Source organism: Clostridium sp. BIOML-A1 (assembly GCF_009874105.1).
Lineage (GTDB): Bacteria > Bacillota > Clostridia > Lachnospirales > Lachnospiraceae > Coprococcus.
On record NZ_WWTL01000013.1, the window covers coordinates 33,871 to 49,945 of the forward strand.

General features: G+C 41.4%; 11 protein-coding genes and 1 other annotated feature. Of the genes, 8 read left to right on the forward strand and 3 right to left on the reverse strand.

The genetic code is table 11. From position 1 onward, the window contains the following. The first annotated feature begins 104 nt into the window (after positions 1-104). Positions 105-830, forward strand: a complete 726-nt coding sequence (locus GT641_RS10535) for a DUF6063 family protein (RefSeq protein ID WP_161117486.1) — start codon at positions 105-107, stop codon at positions 828-830. After that, the gene (locus GT641_RS10540; protein ID WP_161117487.1) at positions 817-5,295 is read left to right on the forward strand and encodes a hypothetical protein; all 4,479 of its coding nucleotides are present in this window, start codon (positions 817-819) and stop codon (positions 5,293-5,295) included. Before GT641_RS10535 ends, GT641_RS10540 begins: the two co-directional genes overlap by 14 nt. A 451-nt stretch (positions 5,296-5,746) precedes the next feature. Here the strand turns inward: GT641_RS10540 and GT641_RS10545 are convergent, their stop codons facing one another. Next, positions 5,747-6,961, reverse strand: coding sequence for an aminotransferase class I/II-fold pyridoxal phosphate-dependent enzyme (locus GT641_RS10545; protein WP_008402485.1), 1,215 nt, complete (start codon positions 6,959-6,961; stop codon positions 5,747-5,749). A 151-nt stretch (positions 6,962-7,112) separates the two neighbouring features. Further along, positions 7,113-7,366, reverse strand: a binding site (T-box leader). A gap of 1,258 nt (positions 7,367-8,624) precedes the next feature. Further along, a complete protein-coding gene (locus tag GT641_RS10550; protein ID WP_008402490.1) occupies positions 8,625-9,170 on the reverse strand; it encodes a DUF6512 family protein in 546 nt (181 codons plus the stop codon). Positions 9,171-9,355: 185 nt separating this feature from the next. On the opposite strand from GT641_RS10550, the gene GT641_RS10555 reads away from it, so the two are divergent. From GT641_RS10555 to GT641_RS10580, 6 genes are all read left to right on the forward strand, one after another. Then, entirely contained in the window at positions 9,356-9,844 is a 489-nt protein-coding gene (locus tag GT641_RS10555) for a zinc ribbon domain-containing protein (protein ID WP_161117488.1), read from the forward strand. Positions 9,845-9,947: 103 nt separating this feature from the next. Then, positions 9,948-11,117, forward strand: coding sequence for an NADP-dependent malic enzyme (locus GT641_RS10560; RefSeq protein ID WP_044945978.1), 1,170 nt, complete (start codon positions 9,948-9,950; stop codon positions 11,115-11,117). Positions 11,118-11,205: 88 nt separating this feature from the next. Next, on the forward strand, positions 11,206-11,676 hold the full coding sequence (locus GT641_RS10565) for a methylglyoxal synthase (RefSeq protein WP_008402494.1): 471 nt from the start codon (positions 11,206-11,208) through the stop codon (positions 11,674-11,676). 163 nt (positions 11,677-11,839) lie between these two features. Beyond that, positions 11,840-12,166, forward strand: coding sequence for a helix-turn-helix transcriptional regulator (locus GT641_RS10570; RefSeq protein WP_161117489.1), 327 nt, complete (start codon positions 11,840-11,842; stop codon positions 12,164-12,166). 34 nt (positions 12,167-12,200) lie between these two features. Further along, positions 12,201-12,923 carry a LytTR family DNA-binding domain-containing protein gene (locus GT641_RS10575; protein ID WP_008402496.1) on the forward strand — a complete coding sequence of 241 codons (723 nt, stop codon included), beginning with the start codon at positions 12,201-12,203 and terminating at the stop codon, positions 12,921-12,923. 248 nt (positions 12,924-13,171) lie between these two features. Further along, positions 13,172-14,302, forward strand: coding sequence for a GHKL domain-containing protein (locus tag GT641_RS10580; protein WP_161117490.1), 1,131 nt, complete (start codon positions 13,172-13,174; stop codon positions 14,300-14,302). Between the two features lie 279 nt (positions 14,303-14,581). Here the strand turns inward: GT641_RS10580 and GT641_RS10585 are convergent, their stop codons facing one another. Beyond that, positions 14,582-15,361, reverse strand: coding sequence for a YlmH/Sll1252 family protein (locus tag GT641_RS10585; RefSeq protein WP_161117491.1), 780 nt, complete (start codon positions 15,359-15,361; stop codon positions 14,582-14,584). Between the last annotated feature and the right edge of the window lie 714 nt (positions 15,362-16,075).

A 16,075-nucleotide genomic window follows, 5' to 3' on the forward strand; every position in this document is an offset into this window, starting at 1 on the left:
GAGCGAAAGCGTCCCCTGATTGACAAAGTCAATATATACAGACAAATATATGAATAGATATTTTGTTCAAACATCAATGATAAAAATACATGTGAGGAAAAAAGATGGACAGCAGAAATTTGGATAAGGCGATTGAGATCTATGCCAGACTGATACAGGGCGAAACGATCGCGAAAGCAAGCAGAGAAAACAGTGCTCTGTACGAAGATTATTATGGAAATGCAGAGGTCTACGAGATTGTAGGCAATTTGTTAAAGAAACTGAATCTGAGTATTTACGAATACAATGAAGCACTTTATATCACTCCGGGTGAAGGCAACCGGGTATTTGGTTATACAAATGACGATATGAAGCGCATACTTGGACTGCGGCTGAATAAAGAATTGTTCCTGTGCTATTTCCTCATGTATGTGATCCTGCTGTATTTTTATAAAGATTCCGGAAGCTATCAGTTCCGTGAATTTATTAAGCTGGAAAAGGTGATTGAAGAGGCGGACAAATATCTGGCAGATGTGACGAAGCGGTTGTCTGTATTTTCCGCAGAGGATGTCGGGGCAGAGAGCTTTAAAGCGGTTGGACTGCTGTGGGATGAGCTTCCGGCAGTCAGTCATGCAGTCTATGACGGAGAAAAGACGAAGGCGTCAAAGGCATCCAAATCCGGTTATGTGAAGCTGACATTTAACTTTATGGTCAGCCAGAAATTATTTGTCGAGAACGAAGAACGCTACTATCCGACCGATCGGTTCAAGGCGTTATGTGAGAATTACTTTGAAGAATACAGGGGACGTCTGTATCAGCTGCTTGGAGGTGAAGAGGATGCCGTGCATTAACCGAATACGAGTGAATAATGTAAAATACAATTTTGGTACACAGCAGTACGATGATTTTTCGATGCGGATGTATGGCAAGAACACGCTTTATGACCTTGCAAATGGTGGAGGAAAGAGTGTGCTGATGCTTCTTCTGCTTCAGAATCTGATACCGAATTGTACGTTAGATGATAAGCAGCCGATCGAGAAATTATTCCGGAATGGCGGTGGCAATACGACTATTCATTCCCTGATCGAATGGAAATTAGACGATGCGGATATCAAGGACGGATACCGTTACATGACGACCGGTTTCTGTGCTAGAAAAGCAAAGGAATCCGATGAAGGAGCATCACAGGACGGACAGACGGCGGCGATCGAATATTTCAATTACTGCATTTTCTATCGGGATTACAATAAGAACGATATCATTAATCTTCCATTGTCAAATGGTAATGAAAGAATTACATACAGTGGTCTAAAATCCTACATTAAGGAGCTTGGACATAAGGATATGAGCCTTGAAGTGCGTCTGTTTGAGCGGAAAGGGGAGTACCAGCGGTTCATCAGCGAATATGGTCTGCATGAGAGCCACTGGGAGATCATCCGTGGAATCAATAAGACAGAGGGTCATGTCCGTACTTATTTTGAGACGAATTATAAGACGACCAGAAAAGTAGTAGAGGATCTGCTGATCGAGGAGATCATAGAGAAAGCATTTCTGACCCGTACCGGTAGGGATGGGGATGAGAGCACGATGGCAGAAACTCTGCTTGACATTAAGGATAAATTGAACGTATTGGCACAGAAGAAGAGGGATATTGCGAACTTCGATCATCAGATCGAGCTGATCAATGTCCTGCAGGCAAAGGTCAATTCCTGTATTAACCAGTACGAGGCACACGAAGATATCACAAGGCAGCTTGCGGATATCTATGTGACGGGAAAAGAACTGACATCGAGGGAAAATGAACATCTGGAAGAACTGCTTGTAGCAAAACAGACTGCATTTGAACAGAAGGAAAGTCAGAAGAAGCGGTTGGAGAATCTGAAGATCACCAGAGATGGTTTCCGTCTGCAAGAGCTTCGGGATAAGTCAGAGCAGTTAAATGCAAATCTTGCTGAAAATGAACGACAGGTATCGGCATTAAAGCAGGATATGAATATGAAAGAAAGTATCAATGATTATCTGGGTTATCTGGAAGATAAGAAACAGTTATCCGAGAACCAGAAGATCATCGATCATATCTTACAGAATACCGGTGCAGACCGCGAGAAGATGACGGTCTATGCCTATAACAGAAAGCTCAGGGATGATGCACATTTGAAAGAGCTTCTTCTGGCAAAGGAGGAGGTCGAACAGTCGCATGAACATGCGGTGAAAGAAGCTGATTACTGCACAAAATGCATCAAAGAGGGCGAGATCGAGCTGGCCGTATCCGGAGACAACCGGAGGGCAGCTTCGGACAAATTACAGTCCTTAAATAACAAGATATCCGAGCTGACCTCACAGGTTGCCCTGCTTGTTGTGTCGGATGCGGCAAACGTGATCGAAGCATCCGAAGAAAAGGCAGAAGAACTAGAGGCATCCTTACGGGCACTTGCAGAGAGCATCCGGGAAGATCAGGAGCAGGTATTTGAAGACCGTTACCGGTTGTCACTTGCGGAAAACAGTCTGGAAACACTGGAAAAAGAATATGAGACGAGCCATCTGGATGCAGAGGAATATCGTCAGGCAGCTAAGAAGTTAGAAAGCATTATGGCGGTATATAGTGTAGAGAAAGCAGAAGAAATCATAGATGCGATCAATGCAAGGATCACAGGAACGCTGACCGAGACGATCACCAGAAAACAGGAGATTGAACGTTTGCTCGAAAGACGCAAATATCTGGAATCCGGACGTTTATTCGGACCGAGTGCAGGAGCATCGGCAGTTATTGATTATATCGTGACCAGACATGGACATATGGCGATGCACGGAGCTGATTATCTGGCAGCACTTAAGCCGGAGCAGCGGACGGAGATCTTGAAGAAAAACAGAGCACTTCCGTATGGAGTAGTCGTGAAGAATTTCGCTGATATAGCCGAAGATATCAATCTGGATTCGATTCAGACGGACAATGAGATGGTTTTAATCTACGATATGGATGACCTGTCCGAAAAGGCAGTTACCTTAAACGAAAATGCCGTTATGGTCTGCAGAAAAGGCGAATATTTCACAGACGATGAGATTCTGAAATCGTTAAAAGAAGAACTGACGATCCAGATTCGTGGTCTTGAGGATGAGATTTCGATGATCGATGAGAAGCTTGCGACCTACCGGGAAGATCTGGCATTTGTCGGTCATCTGGCAGATGAGAGGCACCTGGATGCGGCAGATATTGAACGAAAGCTGAATCAGGATCTGTTAAATAAAAAGGATGAGGTCCGTGAGCTTCAGGATCGTATAGCAGAACGGACAAGCCGGATCACGCATCAGAAAGAAGATGAGGCATCCGTAAAAGAAAAGCTGCATGAGCTGGAGGAAGACAAATCGATCCTGCTTCGTATTAAGGAGCTTTCTAATCTGGCAGTTGAGGAAGAAGTCCGTTATACGGAGAATGTTCAGAAAGAGCAGCGGATCACCGGACAGATCGAAGAACTGAAGAGGGATGCAGTCAGATGGAATACAACAGTGAGCGAGACGGAAGCACGGATGCTTGCGATCGCAAACAGTATTCAGGATATACAGGATAAATGGCAGAATTATTTCAAACCTTATTACCCGGAGGATGGAAAAGTGGATGTGTCACTGGATCCAAAGCAGAAGATTCAGGTGGCACTTGGACAGGAAACGGAAGATGTATCCAGACGGGATATCGAGATCCTTACGATCTCTGATGAAGTGCTAGAGACAGAATTTATGGCGATGTATGCAGTAGCAAATAAAAATGCACCGGATGTAGAGGATAAGAAGAAGCTGGTTCAGGCATTGTCACAGTCAATGGATCGTATTCTGCATACGATCGAGAAGCGTGGCGTGAAGCTTTCGGATCTGGAAGCACAGACACAGTTATTTGCCACATCCGAGCAGCAGTTGCAGGCACTTTCTGATGAATTGATGCGTCTGGAACTGGTATCAGCATCGATGGCGGAAGAACTGAAGAATGTATCAAAGGCTTCCGGCAGATTGGAAGGAAATATCGAATATGCGGTTGCCAGTCTGAAAAAGACTTATGGTGAAGATGCATATGCAGAAGAACAGATTTCTCTAAGTGAAGCAGAGCAGGCGATCACACAGGGCGATCAGATCCTTGCCGAGCTGGAACAGAGTTATAAGAAGACAGCAGAGGAATATGAGACCTGTAACAAAGAGCAGGGCTATATGATCGAGCTTTATAAAGATGTAAAACGTATCGTAGATACAAATGACATTAATGTAGAAAACGGTAAGCTGTTAGAAGCCGGAAAAGAGGAGCTGCGACAGGCATTTGAGACCAGTCTGTTACGATATGACAGAAGCCGCAAGAATTTGGAAAAGACAAGAAATGAACTGATGCGGTTCAAGGGACAGACAGCGGAAGCACTCAGCGAAATGGGTGTATTCGAGATGGCAGAAACGATCCGCAGAGATGTCATCATACCCGAAAACTACTATGATGCAAAGGCGTTGCTTGAAAGCCTGTTACAGATCATTTCCTATATCGATCTGGAAAAGGAAAGAGTGGAAAAGGGAATCGAAGATATGGTTGCGATCAAGGAGAATTTCTGCAGTCAGTGTTTACAGCGTTGTATGGATGTAAAGACTGAGCTTGAGAAGCTTCCAAAATTATCGAAGATTACCGTCGGAGAAGAAGTGATCCGTATGGTCGATCTGACGATTCCTTATGTAAAAGAAGAATTTCTTGCACAGCGCATGTCTGATTATATTGACGATATCGTAAAAGGCGCAGATGCCTATGAGGATGAGCGGAAGCGTGTTCGCTATATCCGTGACTGCCTTGCATTGAAGCGGTTATTTGGCGTAATGGTCACAGACATGAATGCGATCAAGTTGAAACTATATAAGAGAGAGCGTATCAAGGAGCAGAGCCGGTATCTTCGTTATGAAGAAGCGGTTGGTAGTACCGGACAGTCACAGGGTATCTACATTCAGTTTCTGGTTGCGATCATCAACTATATTGCAGGTATGTATTCCTATGGCGCAGAGGGCGAGATCTCTACAAAGACGATCTTTATCGATAATCCGTTTGGTGCGGCAAAGGATGTATATATCTGGGAGCCGATCTTTGCCATGCTTGCAGCTAATCATGTGCAGTTGATCGTTCCTGCCCGTGGCGCAACTCCGGCGATCACCGGCAAATTTGATGTGAACTACGTTCTTGGCCAGCAGATGGTCGGTAACCGCCAGCAGACGGTTGTTGTCGATTACACCAGCAAGACCTCGCAGGAGGAACTGGAATATCAGGACATCACCTACCAGCAGGCAACCTTCGACTTTATATAAGGTGTTATACCGTACAAACAAATGCCGAACATACCATTTGTTACGCAAAACACTTGCGTTCGATTCTCACGCAGCGGTGCTAAACTCACTGCTTATGCAGTTCGTTAAGAACCGGCGTTCGAATAGGTTTGCTACACAAAGGTATGTTCGGCATTTGTTCTGATATGATTGTCAAACAGATTTATAACCCCAAAAGCAGGTATAGAACCAAAATGAAAGAGATTATTACATATTATTCCGTAAGACGCTTGCGCTCTAATCCTCGTGCAGTGGTACATAAGGTTGCAAAGGACGCAACCTAAGTACCGGCCTCGGATAAGGCTTACTTCATAACAGTAATAATCTCTTTCATTTTGCCTAAAATGTTAGAATTGTTTTACAATAGCCCCATGCATATTATAGTCTATAAGCTTTTTCTGCATTTACGCAAAACACTTGCGTTCGAATAGGTTTACTGATGGTAGTAGCTTAAGAAATCAGCAATTCTTCCCATAGCGGTTTTAAGCTGCACGATATTCGGCAGATATACGATACGGAAATGATCCGGGTCTGTACAGTTGAAGCCGGTACCACAGGTGATCAGGATCTTCTTCTCACGGAGAAGATCAAGGGCAAACTTCTCATCATCCTTGATATGGAACTTCTCCTGATCCAGTTTCGGGAATATGTAGAAAGCAGCTTTTGGCTTCACAACGGATACACCGGGAATGTCACAGAGGGCGTTGTAGATATATTCACGCTGTTCGTAGATTCGTCCGCCCGGAAGCAGAAGTTCATCGGCACTCTGATAACCGCCCAGAGAAGTCTGAACGATACTCTGTGCAGGAACATTTGAACAAAGGCGCATTGAAGACAGAAGATTCAGACCTTCGATGTAGCCTTTTACATGATCCTTTCTGCCGCACAGACACATCCATCCGATACGATAACCGGCTACACGATGGGATTTGGACAGACCATTGAAGCTGATCGTGAATACATCCGGTGCCAGAGATGCGAGTGCAACATGCTTTCTGCCATCCATAACCAGTCTGTCGTAGATCTCATCTGCAAACAGGATCAGGTCGAATTCTCTTGCAAGATCAACGATCTGTTCCAGAATCTCCTTTGGATATAAGGCACCTGTTGGGTTATTTGGATTGATCACGACGATACCCTTTGTATTTGGAGTGATCTTACTTCTCATATCATCGATATCCGGATACCAGTCACTCTGTTCATCACAGATATAGTGAACAGCAGTACCGCCTGCCAGTGTGACAGAAGCTGTCCATAATGGGTAATCAGGAGAAGGAACCAGAATCTCATCTCCATTATTTAAAAGTCCCTGCATAGACATGGTGATCAGTTCACTTACACCATTTCCGGTATAGATATCGTCAATTCCGACATTTGGAATATGCTTTAACTGGCAATACTGCATGATAGCCTTTCTCGCGGAGAATAAGCCCTTGGAATCGGAATATCCTTCGGTGTCTCTCAGATTGTAAGACATGTCTTTGATGACTTCATCCGGTGCGTGAAAACCAAATGGTGCAGGGTTTCCGATATTCAGTTTCAGAACATCAATGCCCGCTGCCTGCATGCGGTTTGCTTCGTCCATAACAGGACCTCTTATGTCATAACAAACGTTATCGAGTTTCGTTGATTTTTCGTATGTTCTCATGCGATATACCTCTCTTTATAAGAATTTATCCGGCTCCCAAAACCGGAAGTTAAGCAACCTTAAGAATCCATTTTTGTACAGGAAACTGTTGTTATGGGAATCTGCCGGACTTTATAAGATGACAATAAAAAAGCCCAAGCAAATAAATTTTGCTTAGGGCGAACTTATCATTTTATAGTCCGTGTTACCACCTAACTTCAGGAAAAAACTTCCTGCACTCTGTACGGCCAGATCTCTTAACCGTTGTTCCTGTAACGTGGAACCTTCCGTTGACTGCTAATCTAAAACCTATTTCGCAATCACAGCTCGGGGACTGCTTCCTTAAGATGTTCTACAGGCTCACACCAACCGCCTGCTCTCTGAAGTAACACTTGCTTAAGTACTCCTTCCTGTCATAGCCTTTGATTTTTCTAAAAGTCTAGCACTGCACAGGGGAAAAGTCAACTTAATTTTTATGCAAATTTTTCGGACGGTCAAATGTGTGTAGCAGATGAAAATGGATAATAAACGCAGGCATATATCAACTGGAATTGAATGGTATATTTATTGGTTTATAATGCAAATAGATGTGAATTGTTCGACAGAGCCTTAATTAAATATACAATATATGCAATTAATACCACAATGCAATAAATGAACACAAAAAGACAAAATAAATACAATAAAATGATTAAATTGTCAAAAAATAATGTTGACAAATCGGGTATTATCACATATAATAAAGATACATTAAAGAACGGTCATCAAACAGATGCCACCCGGATAAACAGATCGAGGTCCGGTACACGGAAACTGGTCAAAAGTAAAAAATGTTTTCCGGAAGTTCAAGGAAGGAGGAGATTCCGTTGGATACAATTGAAGAACAGTTTTATCGTAGCAGCATACATGATTGGGAAGTTGTTTCCACACGGGATGCCTTATCGATATAACTTGAAACAAGTCCCCACACGGATGCCGGTTCGGCATAGATTGAAGTATCGGGACGTAGGTATTAGATTACCGGTTATGTTCTGCTAGGATTGTTCAAAAACACAAGATATAGATAGTGTTTCAAGGGCATTAGGCTATATCACATAGACGCTTAGAAATTGTTGGAAGGATTGGTACAACATAGTATCTGTTCAGGCAGTGACTGTTACAGATGCCACTTGTTTAGATTCGTTATAAGCAGGAGTTTATATAATATGTACCATTGCGGTATAACATTTCACATCTTTTGAAATATTGTACCATACATCTAAGATTTGAATGATGCAGTTGCATCGGGAGCATAAATATTTGCTCATCCTTCAGTAGAATTTATTTATAGATTTTATATAAAATGGCGTTTTATATGGCAGGTGTGGAAACCTCGAATATTTACAGAATACTTCGATAATAATCTAAAATTAAATACATACAAAGACCCAGGTGCTTATGCATCTGGGTTTTTGTATGTATTTGTATGAAAAAGGTGGCAGTCAACCCACAGCAGGTGGATGGTCAATTGACATTAATGGTGATTTCGTTATTTGAAGCACATTGCCAGTAAAGGCGGGTGCTTGTTTGAGTCCAAAGGACGAGTTGGCACAGGAGCCTTTACGAATCAGGCATGAGCATCAAATAGAAATCGAAATGAGTCAATTGACCATCCACCTGCTGTGGGTTGACTGTCACCTTTTTTTCATACCGTCTGATCAGGCGGAACAAAGAGCGGGAGATCTGGGATATTATAAGAGAATACAGCTGTAATAATGATAAGTCCGATCAGAAGAATATAACCGATACTATACACCCATTTTGGAATCTGGTGGAGCGAAAGCAGGTGAATCACACTTAGAAGCTGTCCTGCCAGAATACCGATGCCATAGGCTGTAAGGTCGATAGACATTCCGGTAAGTCCGAATCCGCCGGAGAACACATAATAGATGCTGACAATGATCAGATCTGAGATGCAGACGCTGGCTGAGATCATCAGGATCACTTTATGGATCGAAGGTCCACAGGGAATAAAATGCAGACCATAAAGAATCAGCATAACGATGAGCACCGGATACAGGGTAAGCTTCAGATGCTCCCAGATACTTTCATTGATCGGTGTGCACCAAGCGACCAGATTACTTTTCTCTAAGATGGCATATAGAAAATGCCAGCCGCTTCCAAGTATCACAATACAGATGGAAGAGAAAACACTCCAGATAAAAAAGTTGTGTTTAACAGACTGATTCATTGAAATCCTCCATATTATTTTGTGGTATTAATTGCTGTTATATGCCAGCAATTTATGTTATTATATCTATATAATATATTCACAAAAACCAGAATATATGCAAAAACATCGGCTGTTGATTATATCAGTAACAGATATAGCAAGATTAATGGCTGATAAGATGATCACCAGGAGGGATGAGAGAGATGAAATGTAACAATTGTGGAACAGAAAATGCAGATGGACAGCAGTACTGTCAGGGATGTGGAGCGGCATTATATGGGCAGAGTAATATGTATACTCAGCAGAATCAGAATACATATGGACAGCAGAATGCAGGTACATATGCTCAACAAAATGCTGGAACATATGGACAGCAGAATTTGTATAGTCAGCAGGCATATACAACACCTCCACAGCAGGTTGTTTATAATCAGAGAATAACAAAAGAAAATCTGCCTTACGAATTTCAGCCGATTTCCATGTGGGGATATTTTGGATATCAGATTTTGTTTATGATTCCTATAATAGGATTTATCATTCTGATTGTTTTTGCACTTGGTGGAACAAAAAATGTAAACCTGAAGAATTTTGCAAGATCTTATTTCTGTGTTACAATTATAATTTTAGTAGTAGTATTGATCATAGCGGCAACAGGCGGACTGGCAATTCTTGGAAGTGGTATGAATATGTAAAAAATTTCTGAGTTTACAACGTGCCTGTGAATGAATATACATATGATGGCCATATAGAAGATGGCTTCAGATATAATAATCAATGAATAAAGGAGTTATACAAATGGATTACAATAGCCTGAGCTTAAAGATGCATGAGGAAAACAAAGGAAAGGTTGAGGTCATCTCAAAGGTTAAGATCAAAGACAGAGACGACTTAAGTACAGCATATACACCGGGTGTTGCAGAGCCATGCAGAAAGATCCGTGACAATAAGGCTGATGTATACAAATATACATGTAAGGGCAATATGGTAGCGGTTGTTTCCGATGGAACTGCAGTTCTCGGACTTGGCGATATCGGACCGGAAGCTGCGATTCCTGTTATGGAAGGCAAAGCGATCCTGTTCAAAGAATTCGGTGGAGTGGATGCATTCCCAATCTGTCTTGATACAAAGGATGTAGATGAGATTGTAGAAACCGTAAAACGGATCGCTCCTGTATTTGGCGGTATCAATCTGGAGGATATATCAGCACCGAGATGTTTTGAGATTGAGAGAAGATTAAAGGAAGAACTGGATATCCCTGTATTCCATGACGATCAGCACGGAACAGCTATCGTTGTATCCGCAGGTCTGATCAATGCACTGAAGCTGGTAGGTAAGGATTTCGATAAAGCAAATGTTGTAATTAATGGTGCAGGTTCAGCGGGTATCTCTATCTGCAAGCTGCTTCTTCAGCTAGGTATCGGAAACGTAGTTCTGGTTGATAAGCAGGGTGCTCTCTGTCCGGGTCAGGAATGGATGAATCCGGCACAGGCAGATATGGCAGAGATTACAAATAAAGACAGACAGACTGGAAATCTTGCGGAGATCATGAAGGGCAAGGATGTATTTATCGGTGTATCGGCTCCGAATATCGTAACGGCAGAGATGGTAGCATCCATGGCCACAGATCCAATTGTATTTGCTATGGCGAATCCGACACCGGAGATTATGCCGGAGGAAGCAAAGAAGGGCGGCGTTCGTGTTATGGCGACAGGACGTTCCGACTATCCAAATCAGATCAACAATGTTCTGGTATTTCCCGGTATCTTTCGTGGAGCACTGGATGCGAAGGCAACAGGTATTACAGAAGAAATGAAGATGGCAGCAGCAAAAGCTATTGCATCTATCGTAACCGATGAGGAATTAAATGAAGAGTACATTATTCCGGGTGCGTTTGATGACAGAGTAGCAAAAGTGGTAGCTAAGGCAGTTGCGGATGAAGCACATAAGCTTGGTATAACAAAATAACAGAGACTTGCTGAAAATCTGATGGCCGGTAATACAGTAACAATTTTCGGCAGGTAAGCTGCAGGTTTGGACAGAAAGGAGATCTTATATGACAGATGATTTTGTGACACTCACGATTGAAAGACAGAAGAATATCGCACTGATCGCACATGACAGCAAAAAGGCTGAGATGATCGAGTGGTGCAATGACAATAAGGACATACTGAAGAATCATTTTCTTTGCGGAACCGGAACAACAGCTCGGATGATCGCAGATAAGACCGGACTGCCGGTTCGCGGATATAACAGCGGTCCTTTAGGCGGTGACCAGCAGATCGGAGCCAAGATCGTAGAAGGCAGGATCGATATGGTGATCTTTTTTTCAGATCCACTGACGGCACAGCCACACGATCCGGACGTAAAAGCGCTGCTTCGTATTGCACAGGTATATGATATTCCGATCGCAAATAATAAATCAACTGCTGATTTTATGATCAATTCCAAATATATGGATCAGGAATATGACCATAAGGTTATCAATTTCAAGAAAAATATCAAACAGCGCGCGGAAACTTTATAAAACAGATAGAAAAATACGAAATAAATTCCACGTTCAGTTAGAAATTGCCCTGTCAGGTTGTTCTATAATGTGACTTTTTTTGACAGAATACAAGAGTAGCTTTTGTACACATTATAGAATAAACATAATTGGAGTGGACAACTTGGCAGGAATCGATAAATAGATGTTTGGTCAACGTCTTAGAGAGATCCGAAAGAAACATGGGATGACTCAGGCTGAACTTGGAGAAAAGACCGGTCTTGCAGATAAATATATCAGCAGGATTGAGACAGGAAAAGCAGATGTTTCCCTGGACTGTTTTGTAAAGCTGGTGAATGCATTTGATGTTCCCGCAGATTATTATCTTCAGGATAGTATAAGCTATGACTATAAGGTCGAAGGCGGAGAACTGGAGAAATATGTATCTTTTCAGCGGTTTGGTACTGCAAAGACAGAACAGTTACTGGCGGTTCTTGATAAGCTGATCATGCTTATGGATATAACCAAATAGTCGGTAATCAGATAAATATAATCGGGGGGGACAAATGATACAAATAGCAATTTGTGATGATGATGCAGTTATGCTCACAGAGATGCAGAGTGTAATTACACAACATATGGAACAGAAAAATCTTAATTATCAGCTATATTCTTATCAAAATGGAGAAGCATTATTGCTGGGAACGGAAGATGCCGGAATGTTTCATATTGTTTTTCTGGATATTGAATTAACAAGAATGGATGGGATTCGGGTAGCAGGAATACTACGGGAGAAATACCCATCCATTATTCTTGTCTTTATATCTGCGTATAGTGAATATTATAAGGCGGCTTTTGATGTTCAGCCTTTTCAGTTTCTTGATAAGCCGGTTGCGGCAGACAGGCTTCTTTTAACATTAGATCAGGTTTTAGAGCGTGTTGTCAATGACACGGAGCTTCTAACATTCTGTCAGAATCGAGTTTATTATTCTATCAAAATTGGTGATATTGTTTATCTGGAAAGCAACAAGCGTATGATAACAGCTTTTTGCACTTCCGGGACATATGAATTTTATGACAAGCTGGAACATCTGGAGGAGTATCTTGGAACAAGACAGCAGAGGTTTGTTCGGATCCATCGGTCTTTTCTCGTAAATACGAATCATATTCGAACGATTTCCTATACTTGCGTAGGTATGAGTAATGGCGTGGAATTGATGATCAGCCGGGATAAAAGAAGCCGGGTGCGTGAGTACTATACAAAGTGGCTGGAAGGAATGAATTTTTGATCCGGATGATCACGCTGGCGTCTGATCTATTCTATCTTTGGAATATAAGATCTTTGGGGCATGCGTTATATCATCGGTCGAAATATAAAAGTACAACAGAGATCATGCTGGAAATGATATGGTTGTGTGTCTACTGCATTATTTCCCGCATGATATCAATATATAAAAATCTGGTATTTGTAAGTTTGTTTTTTTTGTACTTTTTATTTTTTAAATTACTTTTTGATAGTGCAGAGAAAAAAGCTTTATTGACCTCGGTTTATCTTGTATTAATGCAGGTTATTGCAAAGATATTCATCCATGTTGTATTTGCAGAACATGGATGGCTTGAAAAGATGAAGGGAAGACCGGCTGTCCCGATAGAGATGTATCGCATTATTCTTTCAAATTTGCTGGTGTGTCTGTTTATAAAGATCTATATTCTAATCTACAAATTCTTACTTAATCGATATAATAACAGATTTCAAAAAATTGAAACAAAAAAATTATTTATAGAAGCAGATCGTCTGGATCATCATCTGTATTTTTCTGATTGGCTGGAGGCTGTGTTGATCCCATGTATGTCCATGGTGGTTATAGGAGCTTTTTTTATGGATAATACAAGGTGTCGGATAGTCTGGATGACCATGGCTGTCTACAGTATTAATTTGATGGCGCAGGATCTCTATATGAGAACAAGAAATGAGAGAAGTTCGACAGTATTTGTCTGGAATATTCAGAGACAGGCAGAACAGTATCGTGCTTATTGTCATTCGCTTGGAGAAGCTTGGGAAAGAAACAGGCGTTTTCGGCATGATCTGAAGAAGCAGTATATGTTAGAACGGATTTATCTGGAACGGGGCGAATATGAAAAGCTGGAACAGGAATATGACCGCGTGATCCAGATCACTTCGTCGCGTGAGGTTATAAGTGGTCATGTTATGACAGATGCCATTCTTTCCTGTAAGCGTTCGGAAGCGGATCAGCGGCAGATCGGACTTACGATGGAGACTTCAATACCGACAGATCTTGCAATCAGTGACTATCATCTGAATATGCTGCTTGGAAATATACTGGATAATGCGATTCGTCATACCGGACTAGGAGGACAGATTTGGATCAAGATGGTTTATGATCGGCAAAATCTTCTGATTCATTGTAAAAATACCGTGGATGAATGTGAAAACAGATCAACAGATTCCGGATCTTCTGACGGATGTGGAGAGTCGTTTGTTCCGGGTATAAAAAATGGAGTGGCAAATTCTGAAATGCATGGAATCGGACTGCATATCATGAGGGAAATTGTTGCTTATTATAATGGAACGATGGATATAAAAAGGACGAATTGCGAGTACATAGTAATGATAATTTTGGAGCTTACTTACCAAAAGTTACATTGAGACATACCATTTATTACATTTGTGATAAAAATGCTCCTTTTTTGTGTATAGTGTGGGTGTCGGCAGATATGAAAGGCTGTCGAAGAAAACAGATGAAAAGGAGGGTAGCGAGACATATACAGATAACAGCTGTCGGACATTTGTAATTCCGGTATTCAGGCGCCGGATGCGGGAAGATAAGAATGGATTTGACAGGATGTAAAATTAAAAATTCATAAGATGTCAAAATGGGCAGTACAGGCTGTGTTATACGGACTGTACTGCTTATTATATATGTGTCTACACATATCTTTCCAGGGTGATGTAGATGCGTCCTTTCTGTGTCTCTTTGCCACAGCCTTTATAGATGAATTTGCCGTAGCCACGGATGGAGAAAGTGTCATCCGGTTTTAGTGTGTAACTGTTATTTTCCAGAACACGGTTGTTGAGAAAGACTTTTTTCTCCCGAAACAGGATAACAGTCTGGCTTCTGGATAACTTGGTAACAGCTGCAATCACAGCGTCGATTCGCTCGGATGCAGCGATGCATTGACATTCTTCAAGAGTAGAGGTGATGTCAGGTAGAGCTGAGTCCGGACATGGGATACAGCGCACGGATGTATGTTTAATGCGGGTCAGATTCTCGGAAATATAGTCAGCGATAGAAGACACACAGAAGACATAGGCTGTGTTTCGGATGCCGCTTCTGGATGATGCTTTCATGATGATATCTCCGGTCATCTCACGTTCAATACCAAGATTCATCAGAGAGCCAAGGACATCACGATGAGATAATTCATCTGAGAATTTGTCCATCAATGGAGTAATTTGTAAAATCGTGATAGGAAAGGGCAAATCATAACCTGTTGTGTCCTCGGAACCGAATCGTATCATTACACGGTCGCAGCCGTCTCTTCCTCCGAAAATCTCATATGGAATATGAGAAATATCCGGTAGCATACTATAAAAAATATCCAGGTCGGATGCAGACAAAAAATTAGTAAATGTGTAAATGTTCTTTTGGTAGGCTTTGTTTGCCAGATCATTTAAATGACCCTGTAATAAGAAATCGGTGTTCATGCTGCTGTTCCTCCTGTTCCGGTGTGACGTGTGCTTTGAATTCTATGTAGAATGATAAAATTATTGGGTATATTTGTAAAGAGAGATTTGTAGAGAGAATCTTAACTTTTTAAAATTATTCTTGACAAAACAGAATGAAACGTATATATTGTGTAAAGCGTCTGGCGCGATAGAAGAGGATTCCGAACACGGGGTCAGTAAGATTGTGACAGACGTCTTAATTTTGCATAGTATAAAGTTCGAAGAACGGGGAGCTCAGATTTGAGCTCCTTTTTTCGATTGCTAAAAAACTTTTTGACGAAATTCTATGCCGGATAGATATTGTTAAAATAAAAAAGAAAACGCTACGCGATACATATATTCAAAAATTTTTTAAAAATGGCATTTTTCACAATAAATTCACAAAAAATCGGATGCGCCGGGTCGTTAAATGTCGAAAAACGTCGTACGCAAAATGAAAGTGCTGTGATTGAATTTGATTGAATAAGTAAAGAAGTAGTAAATTTAACAAAACAAGACAGGCAGAATCGGTCAAAATAATCATAAATATTTCATTTTTAGTAAAATTTGTGCAAAAAGAACCATAAAACCCGGAAAACTTTATTTATTATGCAATATTTACAAATATGAAATGATTTGTTATCATAGCACCATAAGAGATGGACAGGAAATAAAAACGAACATCTTGAAAGAAGTTACTACAGTGTAGTAAGT

Bases quoted from the DNA above. Each gene is read 5' to 3' on its own strand.
- GT641_RS10565 (WP_008402494.1), top strand. From the start codon at position 11,206: ATGACAGATGATTTTGTGACACTCACGATTGAAAGACAGAAGAATATC.
- GT641_RS10560 (WP_044945978.1), top strand. From the start codon at position 9,948: ATGGATTACAATAGCCTGAGCTTAAAGATGCATGAGGAAAACAAAGGA.
- GT641_RS10545 (WP_008402485.1), bottom strand. From the start codon at position 6,961: ATGAGAACATACGAAAAATCAACGAAACTCGATAACGTTTGTTATGAC.
- GT641_RS10550 (WP_008402490.1), bottom strand. From the start codon at position 9,170: ATGAATCAGTCTGTTAAACACAACTTTTTTATCTGGAGTGTTTTCTCT.
- GT641_RS10535 (WP_161117486.1), top strand. From the start codon at position 105: ATGGACAGCAGAAATTTGGATAAGGCGATTGAGATCTATGCCAGACTG.
- GT641_RS10570 (WP_161117489.1), top strand. From the start codon at position 11,840: ATGTTTGGTCAACGTCTTAGAGAGATCCGAAAGAAACATGGGATGACT.
- GT641_RS10555 (WP_161117488.1), top strand. From the start codon at position 9,356: ATGAAATGTAACAATTGTGGAACAGAAAATGCAGATGGACAGCAGTAC.
- GT641_RS10540 (WP_161117487.1), top strand. From the start codon at position 817: ATGCCGTGCATTAACCGAATACGAGTGAATAATGTAAAATACAATTTT.
- GT641_RS10585 (WP_161117491.1), bottom strand. From the start codon at position 15,361: ATGAACACCGATTTCTTATTACAGGGTCATTTAAATGATCTGGCAAAC.
- GT641_RS10575 (WP_008402496.1), top strand. From the start codon at position 12,201: ATGATACAAATAGCAATTTGTGATGATGATGCAGTTATGCTCACAGAG.